This window comes from Microbacterium sp. Soil_C_42 (genome assembly GCF_057656735.1).
Window position 1 is genome coordinate 26,060 of the sequence record NZ_JBDGJU010000030.1, and the last position, 17,243, is coordinate 43,302.

Annotated in this window: 17 protein-coding genes; 7 read left to right on the plus strand and 10 right to left on the minus strand. The window is 71.5% G+C overall.

Annotated elements, in window-relative coordinates:
* Positions 1-166 precede the first annotated feature (166 nt).
* Positions 167-661 (plus strand): toxin-antitoxin system HicB family antitoxin, encoded by a 495-nt coding sequence (locus tag AC3A46_RS15340; protein ID WP_487665973.1) that lies wholly within the window; start codon positions 167-169, stop codon positions 659-661.
* Positions 661-1,521, plus strand: coding sequence for a DUF4097 family beta strand repeat-containing protein (locus AC3A46_RS15345; protein WP_487665974.1), 861 nt, complete (start codon positions 661-663; stop codon positions 1,519-1,521). The genes AC3A46_RS15340 and AC3A46_RS15345 overlap by 1 nt, the downstream gene beginning before the upstream one ends.
* A 247-nt stretch (positions 1,522-1,768) precedes the next feature.
* Here the strand turns inward: AC3A46_RS15345 and sufU are convergent, their stop codons facing one another.
* The 3 genes from sufU to AC3A46_RS15360 form a co-directional block, all read right to left on the minus strand.
* The gene (gene sufU, locus AC3A46_RS15350; RefSeq protein WP_045302169.1) at positions 1,769-2,221 is read right to left on the minus strand and encodes a Fe-S cluster assembly sulfur transfer protein SufU; all 453 of its coding nucleotides are present in this window, start codon (positions 2,219-2,221) and stop codon (positions 1,769-1,771) included.
* Positions 2,218-3,519 (minus strand): SufS family cysteine desulfurase, encoded by a 1,302-nt coding sequence (locus AC3A46_RS15355; protein WP_487665975.1) that lies wholly within the window; start codon positions 3,517-3,519, stop codon positions 2,218-2,220. The genes sufU and AC3A46_RS15355 overlap by 4 nt, the downstream gene beginning before the upstream one ends.
* 76 nt (positions 3,520-3,595) lie before the next feature.
* A complete protein-coding gene (locus AC3A46_RS15360; RefSeq protein ID WP_487665976.1) occupies positions 3,596-5,722 on the minus strand; it encodes an APC family permease in 2,127 nt (708 codons plus the stop codon).
* A gap of 95 nt (positions 5,723-5,817) precedes the next feature.
* Between AC3A46_RS15360 and AC3A46_RS15365 the strand changes: the two genes are divergently transcribed.
* The 3 genes from AC3A46_RS15365 (at position 5,818) to AC3A46_RS15375 (ending at position 8,270) form a co-directional block, all read left to right on the plus strand.
* Positions 5,818-6,912, plus strand: coding sequence for a VanZ family protein (locus tag AC3A46_RS15365; protein ID WP_487665977.1), 1,095 nt, complete (start codon positions 5,818-5,820; stop codon positions 6,910-6,912).
* Positions 6,913-7,059: 147 nt separating this feature from the next.
* Complete coding sequence (locus tag AC3A46_RS15370; protein ID WP_487665978.1) at positions 7,060-7,794, plus strand: hemerythrin domain-containing protein; 735 nt, start codon at positions 7,060-7,062, stop codon at positions 7,792-7,794.
* A 17-nt stretch (positions 7,795-7,811) separates the two neighbouring features.
* A complete protein-coding gene (locus AC3A46_RS15375) occupies positions 7,812-8,270 on the plus strand; it encodes an SRPBCC family protein (protein ID WP_487665979.1) in 459 nt (152 codons plus the stop codon).
* Between the two features lie 60 nt (positions 8,271-8,330).
* On the opposite strand, the gene AC3A46_RS15380 is transcribed toward AC3A46_RS15375, so the two are convergent.
* The 5 genes from AC3A46_RS15380 to AC3A46_RS15400 all read right to left on the minus strand — a co-directional run bounded on the left by AC3A46_RS15380 (position 8,331) and on the right by AC3A46_RS15400 (position 14,406).
* Positions 8,331-9,557 (minus strand): amidohydrolase, encoded by a 1,227-nt coding sequence (locus AC3A46_RS15380; protein WP_487665980.1) that lies wholly within the window; start codon positions 9,555-9,557, stop codon positions 8,331-8,333.
* Positions 9,558-9,901: 344 nt separating this feature from the next.
* Positions 9,902-11,146, minus strand: coding sequence for an RNA polymerase sigma factor (locus tag AC3A46_RS15385; RefSeq protein WP_487665981.1), 1,245 nt, complete (start codon positions 11,144-11,146; stop codon positions 9,902-9,904).
* Positions 11,143-11,526, minus strand: coding sequence for a YciI family protein (locus AC3A46_RS15390; RefSeq protein WP_487665982.1), 384 nt, complete (start codon positions 11,524-11,526; stop codon positions 11,143-11,145). Before AC3A46_RS15390 ends, AC3A46_RS15385 begins: the two co-directional genes overlap by 4 nt.
* A 141-nt stretch (positions 11,527-11,667) precedes the next feature.
* Positions 11,668-12,687, minus strand: a complete 1,020-nt coding sequence (locus tag AC3A46_RS15395) for a LacI family DNA-binding transcriptional regulator (RefSeq protein ID WP_487665983.1) — start codon at positions 12,685-12,687, stop codon at positions 11,668-11,670.
* Between the two features lie 36 nt (positions 12,688-12,723).
* On the minus strand, positions 12,724-14,406 hold the full coding sequence (locus AC3A46_RS15400) for a glycoside hydrolase family 13 protein (RefSeq protein WP_487665984.1): 1,683 nt from the start codon (positions 14,404-14,406) through the stop codon (positions 12,724-12,726).
* Positions 14,407-14,480: 74 nt separating this feature from the next.
* Between AC3A46_RS15400 and AC3A46_RS15405 the strand changes: the two genes are divergently transcribed.
* Complete coding sequence (locus AC3A46_RS15405; protein ID WP_487665985.1) at positions 14,481-14,999, plus strand: adenine phosphoribosyltransferase; 519 nt, start codon at positions 14,481-14,483, stop codon at positions 14,997-14,999.
* Between the two features lie 27 nt (positions 15,000-15,026).
* Here the strand turns inward: AC3A46_RS15405 and AC3A46_RS15410 are convergent, their stop codons facing one another.
* Both AC3A46_RS15410 and AC3A46_RS15415 read right to left on the minus strand, forming a co-directional pair.
* Positions 15,027-15,578: a pyridoxamine 5'-phosphate oxidase family protein gene (locus AC3A46_RS15410; RefSeq protein ID WP_487665986.1), complete on the minus strand. Its 552-nt coding sequence runs from the start codon at positions 15,576-15,578 to the stop codon at positions 15,027-15,029.
* Between the two features lie 118 nt (positions 15,579-15,696).
* The gene (locus AC3A46_RS15415; protein ID WP_487665987.1) at positions 15,697-16,629 is read right to left on the minus strand and encodes a 2-hydroxyacid dehydrogenase; all 933 of its coding nucleotides are present in this window, start codon (positions 16,627-16,629) and stop codon (positions 15,697-15,699) included.
* Positions 16,630-16,737: 108 nt separating this feature from the next.
* On the opposite strand from AC3A46_RS15415, the gene AC3A46_RS15420 reads away from it, so the two are divergent.
* Positions 16,738-17,169 (plus strand): DUF1761 domain-containing protein, encoded by a 432-nt coding sequence (locus tag AC3A46_RS15420; RefSeq protein WP_487665988.1) that lies wholly within the window; start codon positions 16,738-16,740, stop codon positions 17,167-17,169.
* The last annotated feature ends 74 nt before the right edge of the window (positions 17,170-17,243 follow it).

The window sequence follows — 17,243 nt, forward strand, 5'->3', positions numbered from 1 at the left end:
TCCTGGAAGGTGCGGTTCAGGTGCGGATTCGATGCAACTCCGCGACGGATGCTGCATCCGCCGTCCTCACGGAATACGAACGCCGTCCCGCCCGACGCTCACGGCAACCAGACGCATCAGCCATCCCGCCGTTGACTTGACACCACGCTGATGTCACTCTGACGTCATGCAGATCGTGGCCCACGTCGAGGAGCTCCAGCGTCAGCTCGCCGCCGCCGCACCTCCCGATGACTCCGAAGTGGCGGCGCGTCTCGCGGCGGCACTGGAGCCCGCGGTGCGGCTCGCGATCCTCGAGGCGCTGTCCGAGGCGGCGGGCGAGATCACGCGAGAGCTCGCGCCCGGGTCCGTGGACGTGCGCCTGCGCGGGCGCGACGTCGAGTTCGTCGTCGCGCGGCCCCAGCCCGAGCCCGCGACAGCGGGTGCGGTCAACCCCAGCGGTCCGGTCGTGCCCGCGGCCGCAGCATCCGATGATCCCGATGACGCCCCCGCACGCACCACCCTCCGCCTGCCCGACTCGCTGAAGGCACGCGCCGAGGCGGCCGCGACCGCCGAGGGGCTCTCGCTCAACACGTGGCTGGTGCGGGCCGTCGCCGCGGCCGTCGAACCCGCACCCCCCGCGGCCCGCGGTTCGAGCTCCGCCTACACCGGCTGGGTGCGCTGATGCCGACGTTCCCCGTGTCGGGCCCGGCCGCCGTGCGCATCGAGCTGCAGATGGGCCGCATCGACGTCGTCGCCGAACGCCGCCGCGACCTCGCGGTCGAGGTCGCGCCGGCGAACGCGCACCGCGCGGGTGACCGCAGCGCGGCCGAGGCGGTGCGCGTGACGCAGGCGGGGTCCGACCTGCGCATCGTCGGCCCGGTGCGGGTCAACCTGTTCGGCTCGGGCGACGCCGTCGACGTGTCGGTGCGCATCCCCACCGGTTCGGACGTCTCGCTCGCGCTCAAGTACGGCTCGATCCGCGTCGCCGGCGCGGTCGGCACCGCGCGCATCGCGCTGGACTACGGCGACGCGACCCTCGAGCGCACCGGTCGCGCGGACCTCGGTCTCGGGCACGGCGAGCTGCGCGTCGAGCATGTGCGCGGCGACGCCGACGTCGACATCAAGTCCGGCCGTGCGCGCATCGGCATCGTCGACGGGGCGCTGCGGCTCAAGGGATCCGACGCCGGCATCGACGTCGGTTCGGTCTCGGGCGTCGCCGACATCGCGACGTCGAGCGGCGTCGTGCACCTGGGCGACCCGGGCCCCGCACTCACGGTGCGCTCGGCGTACGGTCCGGTGCGCATCGGCGACCTCAACGGCGGCACCGCGCGGGTGGAGGCCTCGTACGGCGCGGTGGCGCTCGGCATCCGCTCCGGCACCGCGGCGTGGCTGGATGTGTCGAGCCAGCACGGCGTCGTGCGCAACGAGCTCTCAGCGGCCGCCGGTCCGGTCGAGGGCGAGGCGTCGGTCGAGCTCTACGCGCGTGCCGGGTACGGCGACATCACCGTGCACCGCACGCACCCCGTCGCCGGCGGCGACTGAGGATCATGCGGCCAGGCGCGCGCGCGGACGCCCAGGGCGTTTCGACTCGCTCGTTCCTCGCTCGCTCAACGACCGGGGGTGGGGGTGTCGCCGCACGCTCGCTCAGCGACCGCGGGTGGGGGTGTCGCCGCGCGCTCGCTCAACGACCGGGGGTGGGGGTGTCGCCGCACGCTCGCTCAACGGCCGGGGGGTGGGGGTCGTTGCCGCACGCTCGCTCAACGACCGGGGGTGGGGGTGTCGCCGATTCTCAGGCGCGGGCGGTCGCGTCCTCGAAGGCGACCCACGCGAGCATCGCGCACTTCACGCGGGCGGTGAACTTCGAGACCCCCGACAGGGCCGCGGCGTCGCCGAAGACCTCTTCGTCCAGGGGGATCTCGCCGCGTGAGCGCAACGCCTCGCGGAAGCCTTCGACGAGAGCGGATGCCTCGGCCCGCGGCATCCGCTCCTCCTCTTCGATGAGCGCGGCGAGCATGGACGCCGACGCCTGCGAGATGGAGCAGCCGGCGCCGTCCCACGTGACCTCGTCGACGGTGGTGCCGTCGTCGGACAGGCGCACGCGGAGGGTGATCTCGTCGCCGCAGATGGGATTGCGCTGGTACGACGTGGCGACCCGGCCCTCCTCGGCGCCGAGGCCCTTGCCGTGCGGGCGCTTGGAGTGGTCGAGGATGAGCTCCTGATAGAGCGATTCGAGGCCGCTCATGCGCCGGCTCCGAAGAACGAGCGCACACCAGACAGCGCGTCGAGGAAGACGTCGACGTCGTCCGCCGTGTTGTAGAGCGCCGACGACGCCCGCACGGAGGCGGTGAGCCCGAAGCGGCGGTGCAGCGGCTGCGCGCAGTGGTGTCCGACGCGCACGGCCACGCCTCGCGCGTCGAGGAACTGCCCCACGTCGTGCGCGTGCACGCCGTCGACGTCGAAGGCCCAGAGGCCCACGCGCTCCGCGGCCGGTGCGTCGCCGAGCAGCCGCACACCGGGGATCGCGCGCAGGCCGTCGCCCATGCGGGCTTCGAGCGCCTTCTCATGCGCGTGGACCGCGTCCATGCCGACGCCGTTCAGGTACCGCACCGCAGCCGCGAGCCCGATCGCCTGCGACACCGGCTGCGTACCGGCCTCGAAGCGCTGCGGCGGCGGCAGGTACGACGCCTCGTCGAGGGTCACGGTGGTGATCATCGAGCCGCCGGTGAGGAACGGCGGCAGGGCCTCGAGCACCTCGGCGCGACCGTAGAGGCCCCCGACGGCGTAGGGCCCCAGCATCTTGTGCCCCGAGAAGACGGCGAGGTCGACGCCGAGCGCAGGGAAGTCGAGCGGCAGGTGCGGCGCCGACTGGCAGGCATCGAGCACCGTCACCGCTCCGACGGCCTGCGCGAGGGCGACGAGGTCGGCGACCGGGTTCACGATTCCCAGCACGTTCGACACGTGCGTGAACGCGACGATCCGCGTGCGCTCGCCGATGAGGGCGGCGGCAGCATCCATGTCGAGAGTGCCGTCATCACGGACGGGGATGTGGCGCAGCACCGCGCCGGTACGGGCGGTGAGCTCCTGCCAGGGGATGAGGTTCGCGTGGTGCTCGGTCTCGGTGATGACGATCTCGTCACCGGGCTGCAGCGCGAACCGCGCGCTGGCGGGGGCGCCGCGGCCGACCGATGCATTGCCGATCGCGTAGGCGACGAGGTTGAGGCCGGCCGTCGCGCCGCTCGTCCACACGAGCTGCTCGGGGCGGGCGCCGACGAACCCGGCGACCGTCGTGCGGGCGTCTTCGAAAAGCTCGGTGGCCTCGGCGGCGAGGGTGTGCGCCCCGCGGTGCACGGCGGAGTTCGCCCGCGTGAGGAAGTCGACCTCGGCATCGATGACCGCCTGCGGCTTCTGGCTCGTCGCGCCCGAATCGAGGTACACGAGCCGTTGCCCGTTCACGCGCTCGCCGAGGAGCGGGAAGTCCGCGCGCAGCGCGGCGGCGTCCAGGGGTGCTGCCTGGGAGGGGGCGGGGGCGACAGAACTCACCCTTCCAGGCTACGCGGGATGCTGCGATCCGGCGCCGGGTGCGTGTTCGGGGGGCGCACCCGGCGCCGGGCACCCGTCAGGGCTTGGTCGGCACCGGGGGTTCGGGGGCATCCGCCGTCTCGGGCGGACCTGCGGGGCGCACGGCACGACGGCCGACGCGGTGCACCTGCGGCGCCGTGCCGCGACCTGCCCGCTCGTCGCCGGGAAGGATGTGCGAGCGGCGTCCGTAGATGAGTTCGGACGAGTCCAGGAGCCACGGCACGAGGGTGATGGAGACGCCGTGCACGAGCATGAGCTGCTGAGCGATGCGGCGGGCGCGGCGGTTGTGCAGGAGCGACTCCCACCAGTGCCCGACGATGTACTGCGGCAGGTAGACGGTGACCACCGACGACCCGTGCTCCTCGCGGTATCTCTTCACGAACTCGGCGACCGGGCTCGCGTACATGCGGTAGGGCGACTCGATGATCTTCAGCGGGATCGGCATGCGGTGCGCCCGCCACTCCTCCTCGAGGGCCGCGGCATCCTCCTTGGTCACCGAGACATGCACGGCGAAGGTCTTGTCGTGCTTGGCGGCCAGGGCGTAGTCGACCGCCTTGACCACCGGCTTCTGCAGCTTGTTGACGAGGATGAGGGCGACGTCCCCCCTCGAGCCGAAGTGGGTCTGGTCGTCCATCGCGATCTCGTGCTCGACGTCGCGGTAGTAGCGATGCACGCCGACCATGAGGAACGACAGGATCGGGATCGCCAGGAACACGAGCCACGCGCCGTGCGTGAACTTCGTGATGGTCACGATGATGAGGACGGATGCCGTCATCGTGGCGCCGATCGAATTGATGACGAGACCCTTGCGCAGGCCGAACAGCTCGGTTCGCGTGGAATCCCCGCGCCGCGCCTCGGCCGTGAGCTCCCGGATCGCCCGGATCCCCCGCATCCAATGCCGGATCATCCCGATCTGACCGATCGTGAACGAGACGAACACGCCGATGATGTACAGCTGGATCAGGTTGGTGAGGTTGGCCTGGTAGACGACGAGCACGCCGATCGCGACCAGACCCAGGATGATCATCCCGTTCGAGTACACGAGGCGGTCCCCGCGCGTGTTGAGCGCCTTGGGCGCGTACCCGTCGCGGGCGAGAACCGACCCGAGCAGGGGGAATCCGTTGAACGCCGTGTTGGCGGCGAGCAGCAGCACGACGGCCGTGGCCGCCTGGATGACGAAGAACGGGATCGAGTTCATGCCGAACACGGCCGACGAGACCTGAGCCATGAGGCTCGGCTGCGGGTTGGTGCAGTCGAAACCGATGAGGTCGCAGGGGTTCTCCGCGTAGTGCACACCGGAGACGAGCGCGATCGCGGTGAGCCCCGCGAAGAGCAGGATCGCGATGCCGCCCATCATCGCCAGCGTGCTCTGCGCGTTGCGCACCTTGGGCTGGCGGAACGCCTGCACGCCGTTCGAGACGGCCTCGACGCCGGTGAGGGCCGAACAGCCGCTCGAGAACGCGCGCAGCACGAGCAGGATGACCGCGGCCTGCGTGAGGCTCTCGGTCTGCACCTCGTACTGGGCGCTCGAGGCGACGGGCGGGTTGCCGGTGACGATCTGGAAGAGGCCGACGACGATCATGACGCCGACCGAGCCGATGAAGAGGTACGTCGGGATGGCGAATGCGCGCGACGCTTCGCGCACGCCGCGCAGGTTCACGATGACGATCAGGATGACGAAGCCCACGGCCAGCTCGACGCGCCAGGGGTTCAGGCCCGGAAGCGCCGAGATGATGTTGTCGACGCCGGAGGCGACCGACACCGCGACCGTGAGCACGTAGTCGACGAGCAGCGCGGAGGCCACGATGACGCCCGGGATCTCGCCGAGGTTCTTGCGCGCCACCTCGTAGTCGCCGCCGCCGGAGGGATACGCCTTGATGAGCTGCCGGTAGCTGATCACGACGACGGTCAGCAGCACGATGACGGCTGCCGCGACCCAGGGGGCGAACGTGAGGAACGCGAGGCCGCCGGTGAGGAGGATGAGCAGCAGCTCCTGCGGGGCGTACGCGACGGACGACAGCGCGTCCGAGGCGAAGATGGGCAGCGCCAGCTTCTTGGGGAGCAGGTGCTCGTCCGAGTCGGTGGACGCGAGCGGATCCCCCAGGATGAGGCGCTTGGCGATCGGCTTCTCATCGACCGACTGCTCACGGCTTTCGTTCGTCACGGCCCGTAAGGCTACTCGTGAGGAGAACGCGAGGATGCATCCAGACGGCCATCCTCACGAAATCCATGCGGGTGCCTCTCTGGGACACTCGTAGCGTGGACGAGCAGATCATCCTCGGTGTGCTCGCGATCACGCTCGGGGTGGTCGTGGGGGTGCTGCTCTTCGTCCCCTTCGTCGCGCTCAGCTACCGCCGTCGGGGCGGATTCGGCGTCGGCCGCTTCGTGGTCTGGGGCGCCGCGCTCGTCTACATGATGGCGATCTGGACCTACACGCTCCTGCCCCTGCCCCACCCCGACGCGATCGCGTGCGCGGGCGTGAACATCGATGTGACGGCGATCGCCGCCGACCTGCGCGGGGCCATCGTGCGTCGCGGCAGCGGGTTCGCGATGGACCCCGCCGTGCGGCAGCTGCTGCTCAACGTGCTGCTCTTCCTGCCGCTCGGCTTCTTCCTGCGTGTGCTGGGCGGACGGGGCGTGATCACGGCCCTCGTCGCCGGCGTCGTGCTGTCGGGGTTCGTCGAGGTCACCCAGCTCACCGGGGTCTGGGGCCTCTACCCGTGCGCCTACCGTGTGTTCGACGTGGACGATCTGCTCACGAACACCCTGGGTGCGGTGCTCGGCTCACTGCTCGCGCTCGCCGTGCCGCGGCGCTACCGCGGGTCGCCGCGCCTGCCCGACGCGGACCGGCCGCAGCCCGTCACGAGCGGCCGGCGCCTCCTCGGCATGCTGTGCGACGGGCTCGCCGCCTGGGTGCTCACCCTCACGGTGGTCGTCGCCGTGCAGCTCGCGCTCTCCCTCCTCGGTGCGGACGCCGCCGTGCGCGACGGATCCGCGGCGAACGTCATCGGCTCGGCGGTGACGATCGTCGTGTGGCTCGTCGCGACGCTCGCGACGGGCGGCACGATCGGCGACCATGCCGTGCAGGTGCGCTTCACCGGCGGCCCGCTCCCGGTCGGGCTCGCGCGCTTCCTGCGCTTCGTCGCCGGCATCGGCGGCTACCTCGTGCTGAACGCGCTCCCCGGTGCGTGGACGTTCGTGGCTTCGGTGTTCGCGGTGGTGTCGATCGTGCTGGTCTTCACGACCGACACCCGTCGCGGCCTCCCCGGTCTCGCGTCGGGTCAGCGCCTCACCGACGCGCGGGATCTGCAGGAACCGGATGCTGCGCCCCCGGGTCCGGGTCACGCCCCGTAGCGGCGCGATCGCTGTGCTTCGCCGAGCTCGAGGGCACCGGAACCCGGTTGCGGGGCCGGTGCGATGAGGCCGCCCCGGGAGTAGAATCCGGCTGATCACCGCCTGGGGTCGTCAGCGCCGACGAGCTGCGGGGATCGGGGGTGCGATATGGCTACCAAGCTTCCTTCCTCCGGGGCCATGCCGGAGGGGCAGGAACCCGGCTGCGACACGTCCGGCCTGATCCTCGTCCACAGGATCTTCCGCTGGCTCTACCGCGAGCTGCCGCAGCTCGTGCGCGGCGTGCCCCCGGGCGACACCGCCCGCGCGGCAATCGTGGGCCGGTACGCCCACCTCGACTTCTATGCGCTGCACATGCACCACGAGACCGAGGACGCCGCGCTGTGGGACAAGCTGGTCTCGCGCGACCCCGGCTGCGCGCTGCACGTCGATCAGATGCGCGCGCAGCACGCCGAGGTCGCGTCTCAGCTCGCCCGGATCGAACCGCAGCTCGAGCCGTGGCTGCGGACGGCGGATCCCGCGCTCCGCGACGCGTTCGCCGGCGACATCGAGCACCTGCGCGACACCCTCACCGCGCATCTCGGGCAGGAGGAGGACGACATCATGCCGGTGGCCGGCGCCGTCCTCTCCCAGCAGGAGTGGGACTGGATGGAGCAGCACACGCGGGCCGAGCTCATGGCGCACCGGAAGGAGCTCGGCAAGGACATCATGTCCCTCCAGCTCGGACTGCTGGTCGCCAGCGTGCCCGAGGCCGAGCGCGACGAGTGGATGCGCACGAACGTCCCCGCGCCGATCCGGCTGCTGTACCAGCTGCTGATGAAGCGGCAGTACGACAGGGCGATGCGGGAGCTCTACCCCGACCGCCCGGTTCCCGCGATGGTGTGACCGCCATGTGGAGACGCGTGACGCTGGACGTGCATCTCGACCACCCGCCCGCTCGCGTGTTCCCGTATTTCGCCGACCCCGGCACGTGGCATGACTGGGCGCCCGCGGTCGAACTCCGCCGGCGTGTGGGCGACGGGCCGCCGAGCGTAGGCAGCCGCTGGACCGCGATCGACCACATCATCGGCCCGTTCCGCGTCCACTTCGAGGACGTGCTCGAAGTCGTCGAGCCCGACGAGCGGGTCGTGTGGCACTCCACCTCGCCGTGGAACTCGCGCGTCGAGTACGCCTGCTCCGCCGAGGATCGCGGGACGCGCGTGCACGCCGACTACGGGGGCGACGTCGCGGGGTGGCTGAGGCTTGTCGCACTGCTTCCCACGTTCGTCCTGGCCCGCATCCTCATGCGCGACTTCCGCGGACTCCAGCGGCTGCTCGATGCAGAGGACGCCCGCGCAGGAGCCGTCGCCGAACCCGCCTGACGCCCTCGGCGACGACGCCGGAGCGAACGGATGCTGCGGCCCGCAGCATCCGTCCACCGGCTACGCCGTCGGCGTGCCGAGGAACTCGCGCGCGGCGACCACGAGCGCGTCGACGCCGCGGCTCAGCGTGGGCTGGAGCACGGGGGCGAAGAACGGCGAGTGGTTGGTCGGGATGTCGCGCTCGACCGTGCCGGCGGCGGTGGCGTCGGCGAAGGCCGCCGGGTCGACACCGCCCCAGAACCAGAAGACCAGCGGTACGCCGGCCTCGCGGGCGAACCACGAGACGTCCTCGCTGCCGGTGAACATGCCCGGGTCGATCACGGTGCCGTCGCCGAACGTCCTGTCGAACGCCGCGGTCAGGCGCGCGGTCGCGTCGGGGTCGTTGATGGTCGGAGGGAGCGTGTGGTCGGTGACGATGACCGGCGGCTGCTCCGCGCCCGACGCCTGCGCCTCGGCGCGGACGATGCGCTCCACCTTCTCGAGCACGCGGGCGCGCGCCTCGTCGTCGGGGTAGCGCAGGCTCAGCTCGAGCTTCGCCTCGGCCGGGATGATGTTGTTCTTGAGGCCCGCGTGGATCGAGCCGACGGTCACGACCGCGACGTCGCGGGGGTCCACCTCGCGCGACACGATCGTCTGCAGCCGCATGACGGTGGCCGCGGCCATGACGACCGGGTCGATCGTCGCCTGCGGACGCGAGCCGTGGCCGCCGCGGCCCAGCAGCGTGACCGTGAGGCCGTCGGATGCCGCCATCTGCGTGCCGCTGCGCACGCCGATCGTGCCGGCGGGCAGCGGCGTGACGTGCTGGCCGAGCACGATGTCGGGCTTCGGGAAGCGGTCGAGCACGCCGTCGGCGATCATCGCCTGCGAGCCCGCGCCGTACTCCTCGGCGGGCTGGAAGACGGCGACGATCGTGCCGGACCACTCGTTCTTCGTGGCGACCAGGCGCTCGAGGGCGCCGAGCAGCGCCGTGACGTGCATGTCGTGCCCGCACGCGTGCATGACCGGCACGTCGTTGCCGGCCGGGTCGGTGCCGCGCGCCGTGCTCGCGTACTCGAGGCCGGTCTGCTCGGGCACCGGCAGCGCGTCCATGTCGGCCCGCAGCCACACGACGGGGCCCTCGCCGTTGCGGATCACGCCGGTGACGCCGGTCTTGCCGATCCCCTCCTCGAACTCGATGCCGAGCCCGCCCAGGTGCTGTGCGATCACCCCCGCGGTGCGGGTCTCCTGGAAGGACAGCTCCGGATGCCGGTGCAGATCGACGTAGATCGCTTCGAGGTCGAGGGTCATGCGGTCGAGCCTACGCGGCCGCGCCGCCGCGCCCCCTCCCGCTCCGCAGTCCGTTTCGGCGACCTCTCACCCCACCACACCCGCACAACGTGACTGCGGAAGCAAAGACGTTCTGTGCTGCGCAGTCACGTTGTGCGGGTGCGGGCGGGGTGGACGCGCCAGAAGTGACTGCGGAAGCGAAGACGTTCTGTGCTGCGCGGTCACGTTGTGCGGGTGCGGGCGGAGTGGATGCGCCAGAGGTGACTGCGGAGCGCAGCGGGGACGAGGGCGCGGGGACGGGGCGGGGGACGAGGGCGGGGGGCGAGGGCGGGGGACGAGGGCGGGGGTGGGGGTGTGGGGCGGGATCAACCCGCCAGCTGGTCGCGGCGCCGGACGAGGTATGCGCGTTCGGCGGGGTTGCCGGCGAGCTGCACGGCACGGTCGTACGCCGACCGCGCCTCCTCGCTGCGCCCGAGCCGGCGGAGGAGGTCGGCGCGCGCCGCGTGGTAGGCGTGATACCCGTCGAGAGGTCCGCGGAGCCGGTCGAGCTCGGCGAGCGCGACGTCGGGACCGTCGATCTCGGCGACCGCGATGGCGCGGTTGAGTCGCACGATGGCGGACGGATCGGCGCCGAGCAGGCGGTCGTAGAGCGCGACGATCTGCGACCAGTCGGTGTCGCGAGCGGACAGGGCGGCGGTGTGCACCGCGTTGATCGCGGCGAGCAGCTGGTAGCGCCCCGGCGGCGCACCTCCGGCGGCGACGGCGGCGATCCGCTCCCGGACCAGCGCGTGGCCCTCGACGATCAGCGCGCGGCTCCACGCCCCGCGATCCTGCTCTTCCAAGGTCACGAGCTCGCCCGTGCGGGACACACGCGCGGTTCGTCGCGCGTCGATGAGCAGCATCAGCGCGAGCAGTCCCGTCACCTCGCCCTCATCGGGAAGAAGCGCGCGCAGCAGCCGGCCCAGGCGGATCGCCTCGTCGGTCAGGTCCGCCCGCATCGGGTCGTCGCCGCCGGTCGCCAGATACCCCTCGTTGAAGACGAGGTAGATCACCGCGAGCACGCCGGCGAGCCGCTCTCGGAGATCGGTCGCCGACGGCACCCGATAGGGGACGTGCGCCGCCGCGATCTTCGCCTTCGCACGGGTGATCCGTCGCGCCATGGTGGTCTCCGGCACGAGGAAGGCGTGGGCGATCTCGGCGACCGTGAGTCCACCCAGCAGCCGCAGCGTCAGGGCGACCCTGGCCTCCATGGGGAGGACGGGATGACAGCAGGTGAAGATCAGCCGGAGCCGGTCGTCGTCGACCGGTCCCGTCTGCTCGGGAGGAGAGTCGTCGGACAGCATCAGCGCCGCCTTGTGCTTGTCGTCGCGGCGCGACTCACGTCTCAGCCGGTCGATCGCCTTGCGCGTCGCGGTGGTGGTGAGCCACGCACCCGGGTTCGGTGGCACGCCGTCACGCGGCCAGTGCTCCACCGCGGCAGCGAACGCCTCCGCGGCGGCATCCTCGGCGAGGTCGAGATCGCCGAAGCGGCGGGCGAGCCCCGCCACCACCCGCGCCCACTCCTCGAGGTGGGCGCGGGTGATCGCCTCATCGACGGTGGGGCCGGTCACGGCTCGGACGCGTGCCGCTCCACGATCTCCGCCATGTCGCCGGGGAAGCGGTGCACCTCCTGCGGCCAGTCGAGGGCGACGGCCAGTCGTCCCGCCCAGTAGCGGGCGGCCTCGTCGTCGGGCACGTTCACGACGGTGAACCCGCCGAGGTGCTCCTTCGTCTCGGCGAACGGCCCGTCGGTGAAGACCGCCTCGCCGTTCTTGCTGACGACGCTGCAGACCGCGGTCGAGGCGTCGATGCCCCCCTCCGCGAAGAGGAAGACGCCCGCGCTCTTCATCTCCTCCAGAAGCTCCTGCGAGGCCGTGCTCTTGCTGCGCAGCTGGTCGGCCGTCTGCGGGGGCACCCATTCGTCGTTGAATGCGATCAGGTAGTTCGGCATTGTCGTCTCCTCTCATCGGGACGAGGACCCCGTCGTGGACCCTCCGTCGCGGCGCCCGAACGGGCCCGCATACCTGATCCACGAACGGGCAGGCTCCGATACGACACTATTGCCGAGACCGGTGGAGAAGTCGCGACACCGTCACTGCGGCAGGCGCGCCGTGGAGCCTCGCACGATGAGCTCGAAGGGCAGCTCGCCCGGCCGGTGGACGGGGGTCTCGGCATCCGTCGATTCCAGCGCCTCGAGGATGGCGTCCGCGGCGCGCTCGCCCTGGCCGAGGGGGAACTGGTCGACCGTGGTGAGGCGGAAGAACTCGCCGAGCTCGTGGCCGTCGATGCCGATCACCGACAGATCCTCGGGCACCCGGTAGCCGAGCTCGCGTGCGGCGAGCAGTGCCCCGATCGCCATCTCATCGGATGCCGCGAAGATCGCGGTCGGCCGGCTGCCGGGCTTTCCCAGCAGCTGTTTGGCGGCGCGGAAGCCGCCCTCGATGGTGAAGTCGGCGGGCTCGAACAGCGACGGGCTGACCTCGATGCCGGCGTCGGCCAGGGCCAGCTCGAAGCCCTGCCGGCGCTGCGTCGGGATGTGGAAGTCGATGTCGAATTCGGGGCTCGCGCCGATGTGCGCGATCCGGCGATGGCCGAGCGCGAGCAGGTGCTCGGTGGCCAGTCGCGCGACGGCCACGTCGTCGACCGTGAGGGTCGTGAGCAGCGGATTGGGTCCGCCGATCGCGATCACGGGCAGGTCGAGCTCGACGAGCCGCTCGGTCTCCTCCTGGCCGAGCTCGAGCGAGATCGCGATGACCCCGTCCACGCGCTGGCGCCGCAGGAACGTGTCGAAGACGTCGTGCCGCTCGCCGCGGTCGGCGGTGAGGCTATAGAGCGTGATGTCGTAGCCGCGGCGCATGAGCGCCGAGGCGATCCCGCTCAGCACGGTCGAGAAGAACCAGCGGTCGAGGAACGGCACCAGCACGCCGATGTTGCGCGTGCGACCCGAGGCGAGGCTCGAGGCCGAGGCCGACACCACGTACCCGAGGCTCTTGGCGGCCTCCTCGACCTTCGCCTTCGCGCCCGCCGAGACGTGCCCGCGCCCGCTCAGCGCGCGTGAGACGGTCGCCGTCGAGACACCCGCCGCGCGGGCGACCTCGTCGATGCTGACCACGTCGTCACCGTACCTTCTCGGAGCTCAGCTCGCGTGTCAGGCGGTCTCGATCCAGACCGTCGTGTCGCCCGGGAGCTCGCCGTCCGCGACAGGGCCGCTGGACGCGATCACGATACCGTCCGGCAGCGCGATCGGCGTGGAACCGGTGTTCGCGAGGACGGTGACATTCCCGTTGCGGAATGCGACAGCATCCGTTCCGTATCCGTCGATCCACTCGAGCGAACCCGCACCCAGCGACCGCGCCCGGCGCTCGGCGAGCAGCGCGCGGTAGAGCTCGAGCGTCGAACCCTCGACGCCGGTCTGCGCGTCGCGGGCGAGCGTCGCCCACTCGGCGGGCTGGGGCAGCCACGACGCACCGGTCGCGTTGAAGCCGTAGCCCGGGGCATCCGCGTTCCACGGGATCGGCACGCGGCAGCCGTCGCGGCCGTAGCGCTCGCCGTTCGTGCGGAACCACGTCGGGTCCTGACGGGCGTCGCCCGGGATGTCGATGACCTCGGGAAGCCCGAGCTCCTCGCCCTGGTAGAGGTAGGCCGAACCCGGCAGGGCGAGCATGAGGGTCGTGGCCGCGCGGGCGCGGGCGAGCCCCACCTCGCGGATCGGCTGGCCGGGGGAGTCCGGGCCGATGCCGTGACCCTGCGGGTTCTCGGCGGTCAGCGCCAGGCGCGAGGCGTGACGGACGACGTCATGGTTGGAGAGCACCCACGTCGAGGGCGCGCCGACACCCGGGAACGCGTGCAGCGACACCTCGATGACCTCGCGGAGGTCGGCGGCGTTCCACTTCGTCTCGAGGTAGGGGAAGTTGAAGGCCTGGTGCATCTCGTCGTGACGCACCCACTCGGCGGTGCGCGCGGCGGTGGGCAGCCACGCCTCGGCGGCGAGGGCGCGGTCGCCCTGGTACTCCTCGAGGATCTTGCGCCAGTCGCGGTACACCTCGTGCACGGCGTCCTGGCCCCAGTACGGCACGTTCTCCGCCTCGCCGCCCATCGAGCCGGCCTCGGGGTTCGGGATGTAGTCCGGCAGCCCCTCCGCCTTCACCAGGCCGTGGGCGACGTCGACGCGGAAGCCGTCGACCCCGCGGTCGAGCCAGAAGCGCAGGATGCGGCGGAACTCCTCGCGGACCTCCTCGTTGGACCAGTCGAAGTCGGGCTGCGACGAGTCGAACAGGTGCAGGTACCACTGGCCCGGCTCGCCGTCGGCCTCGACCACGCGCGTCCATGCCGGGCCGCCGAAGACGGACTCCCAGTTGTTCGGCGGGAGCTCTCCGTTCTCGCCCTTGCCGTCGCGGAACATGTAGCGCGCGCGCTCGGTGCTGTGGGGAGCGGCGGCGAGGGCCTGCTGGAACCATTCGTGCTGGTCGGACGAGTGGTTCGGGACGAGATCGACGATGACACGGATGCTGCGCTCATGCGCCGCGGCCAGCATGTCGTCGAAGTCGGCCAGGGTGCCGAAGAGCGGGTCGACGTCGCAGTAGTCGCTGACGTCGTAGCCGGCGTCCTTCTGGGGCGAGCGCTGGAACGGGCTCAGCCAGATGGCGTCGATGCCGAGGTGGGCGAGGTCGTCGAGGTGCGAGGTGATGCCGGGGAGGTCGCCGATGCCGTCGCCCGACGCGTCCGCGAAGGAGCGCGGGTAGATCTGGTAGATGACGGCGGTGCGCCACCACTCGCCGCCGACGGTGGTGAGGAACGCGTCCGTGCGCTCGATGGTCTCTGCGGAAGTCATCCGGCCAGCATACTGCAAGCGCTTACACCACCTCATAACGTATGACGCACAGGGGTCGGGCGTAGGGTTGGCGGGTGCTGTCCGAAGCCCTCACGCGCGCCGAATCCCTCATCCGCACGATCCCCGACTACCCGGAGCCGGGCGTGCAGTTCCGCGACATCACGCCTCTGCTGGCGGATGCCCGAGCCGTCCGCACCGTCATCCACGCGATGATCGCCCCGTTCGAGGGGTCGTTCGACGTCGTCGCCGGGGTCGAGGCGCGCGGGTTCCTGCTCGCCGGTGCGGTCGCGATGGAGGCCGGCGTGGGCCTGGTCCCGATCCGCAAGGCGGGCAAGCTGCCTCTGCCCGCAGCATCCGTCTCCTACGCGCTCGAGTACGGAACCGCCACGATCGAGGCGCACGACGACATCGCCCGCGGCACGCGGGTGCTGCTGGTCGACGACGTCCTCGCGACCGGTGGCACGCTCGTCGCGGCGCACGAACTCGTCGAGTCGCTCGGCGGAGCGGTCGTGGGCACCGCGGTGCTCATGGAGCTGACCGCGCTCGGCGGCCGCGAGGTCGTCGGCGACGTCCACACGGTCTTCACCGCCTGACGGCGCCCCCGCCGCCGGCATCGGCGGTCACCCGTCGGAGCGGGGTCCCGGGAGCGTGTCCTGCGGACCCGTGCGCGGAGTGAAGTGCGGAATCGGTGCCGGCCGCTCGGCACGGGGCTGCGGCGACGGCTCGGCCGGAGTCCGCGGCGCGGCGTCGCCCTCGAACGGCATGAGCGGATCCTTGCGGCTCGCGTGCTGGGGGAACCGGCGACCCGTCACGGTGTTCGCGACGACCTTCATGACGAAGAACTTCGCGGTCGGGCTCCACGACGCGAGCCGGCGGACCCCGCTGTCACGGATCTCGTCGTCACGGGTGACGCGCTCCGCCTTGCCGCGGATCACGACGCTCCAGTAGTGGTCCTCGTCGGTCGCCCCGTCGACCTCGAAGGCGACCATCGGGTGCTGCGCGATGTGGAGGAGCTTCGCGTCGCGCGCCGTGCGGATGTACAGGGCGCCCTCGTGGGCGACGTAGTTGACCGGGAAGATGTCGGGCGCACCGTCGGCGTTGTCGACCGCGAGCCGGCCGAGTTCGGCGGTCTGCAGGTACTCCCAGCACGCCGAAGCGGCAAGCCGTTCCACCTGGGGAGGCTGGCCTGCACTCGGGGGACCACTTGGGGAATCGCTCATCGCTCACCACCGTCCGTCCCCTCCGGTCTACCTCAGAGCGGCGGAGAACTGAAGGGGCAGCTGCGCCGGCTCAGCCGCCGAGCACGACGTTGATCGGCGGCTCGCCGGCGGCGAGGCGCTCGATCTGCGTCCGCACGAGCTTCGCGACCCGGGGCCGCATCGCGCTCGACGCGCCGCCGACGTGCGGGGCGATGAGCACCCCCGGAAGGCCCCACAGCGCATGGCCGTCGGGGAGGGGCTCGGGGTCGGTGACGTCGAGGGCGGCGCGGATGCGTCCGCGACGCACGTGGTCGACGAGCGCGTCGGTGTCGACGAGGGTGCCGCGGCCGACGTTCACGATGAGCGCCCCGTCGGGGAGCGCCGACAGGAACGCGTCGTCGACGAGCCCCTGCGTGGCCTCACCGCCGGGCAGTGTGAGGATCACGATCTCGGCCTGGGGGAGCAGCTCGGGCAGCTCGTCGATGCCGTGCACCGCGACGCCGTCCTCGTCGCGGGCGCGCGACGCGACGGGGGTGATTTCGACCTCGAACGGCTCGAGCCGCGCGGCGACGGCCTTGCCGACGCCGCCGTAGCCGAGCAGCAGCACGCGGCGGTCGGCGAGGCTCTGCGCGAAGACCGGCGCCCAGCGGCCGGCCGCCGTGTCGACGGCGAACGCGTCGATGTGACGCTGTGCGGCGATCGCGAGACCCACCGCGAGCTCGGCGGTCGACGTCTCGTGCACCGACGCCGCGTTCGCGAAGACCAGGCCCTCGGGCAGGATGGCGGCGACGCCGTCATAGCCGATGGACTGGCCCTGCACGAGCCCGACCTCGACGCCCTCGAGACGCTCGAGCACGCGCGCCATCGACATGTACGGCGGCACGACGATGTCGAACCGCTCGCGCGGGGCGGCAGCATCCATCGGCCACACCACCAGGTCGACGCCGTCGGGCAGGGCGCCCAGATCCGCGGCGAGCTGCTCGGTGGGGACGCTGACGACGAGATTGCGGATGCCTCTGCTCACCCGCTCCACGCTACCGGCGCGGTGCGGGGCGGGCGTCACCGGGCGGCGCTACGCTCGCGTCGAGCGACGACCGCGACCGGCGTCGGCGCCTGAGCGGAGGAGGCCGAGATGGTTCCCGAGATCAACTACTGGGCGGTGCTGATCGCGACGGCGTCGAGCATGGTCGTCGGCTCGATCTGGTACACGCCGAAGGTCTTCGGCACGAGATGGGCGAAGCTCGCGAACGTCGACATGAACCGGCCGGGCGCAAGTGCCGTGGTGCCGATCGTGGTGACGCTGATCGTCAGCTTCGTGACCGCGTGGGTGCTGGCCGGTGCCTCGTCGATCGCCTGGCACTTCTACGGCGGCGGCTACCTCTGGGCGGCGCTGCTCACGGGTGCGATCCTCTGGGCGGGCTTCACCGCGGCTCGCTTCATCACGCACGACGCGTTCGAGGGGCGGCCGTCGTCGCTGACCGTGCTCAACATCTCGCACGAGCTCGTGACCATCATCGTCATGGCGCTCATCATCGGCCTGTGGCCGCCGGCGGGAACGGTCTAGATGTGATGTCCAGGCAGGTTGTTGAGTCTGCTGAAGGGTGGGGCTCCGATGGCGGAGTGGCGCCTGTGCTGATT

Excerpts from the sequence above, each read along its gene's own strand:
- AC3A46_RS15340 (WP_487665973.1), top strand. The coding sequence starts at position 167 with ATGCAGATCGTGGCCCACGTCGAGGAGCTCCAGCGTCAGCTCGCCGCC.
- AC3A46_RS15345 (WP_487665974.1), top strand. The coding sequence starts at position 661 with ATGCCGACGTTCCCCGTGTCGGGCCCGGCCGCCGTGCGCATCGAGCTG.
- sufU (WP_045302169.1), bottom strand. The coding sequence starts at position 2,221 with ATGAGCGGCCTCGAATCGCTCTATCAGGAGCTCATCCTCGACCACTCC.
- AC3A46_RS15370 (WP_487665978.1), top strand. The coding sequence starts at position 7,060 with ATGGCTACCAAGCTTCCTTCCTCCGGGGCCATGCCGGAGGGGCAGGAA.
- AC3A46_RS15380 (WP_487665980.1), bottom strand. The coding sequence starts at position 9,557 with ATGACCCTCGACCTCGAAGCGATCTACGTCGATCTGCACCGGCATCCG.
- AC3A46_RS15390 (WP_487665982.1), bottom strand. The coding sequence starts at position 11,526 with ATGCCGAACTACCTGATCGCATTCAACGACGAATGGGTGCCCCCGCAG.
- AC3A46_RS15400 (WP_487665984.1), bottom strand. The coding sequence starts at position 14,406 with ATGACTTCCGCAGAGACCATCGAGCGCACGGACGCGTTCCTCACCACC.
- AC3A46_RS15420 (WP_487665988.1), top strand. The coding sequence starts at position 16,738 with ATGGTTCCCGAGATCAACTACTGGGCGGTGCTGATCGCGACGGCGTCG.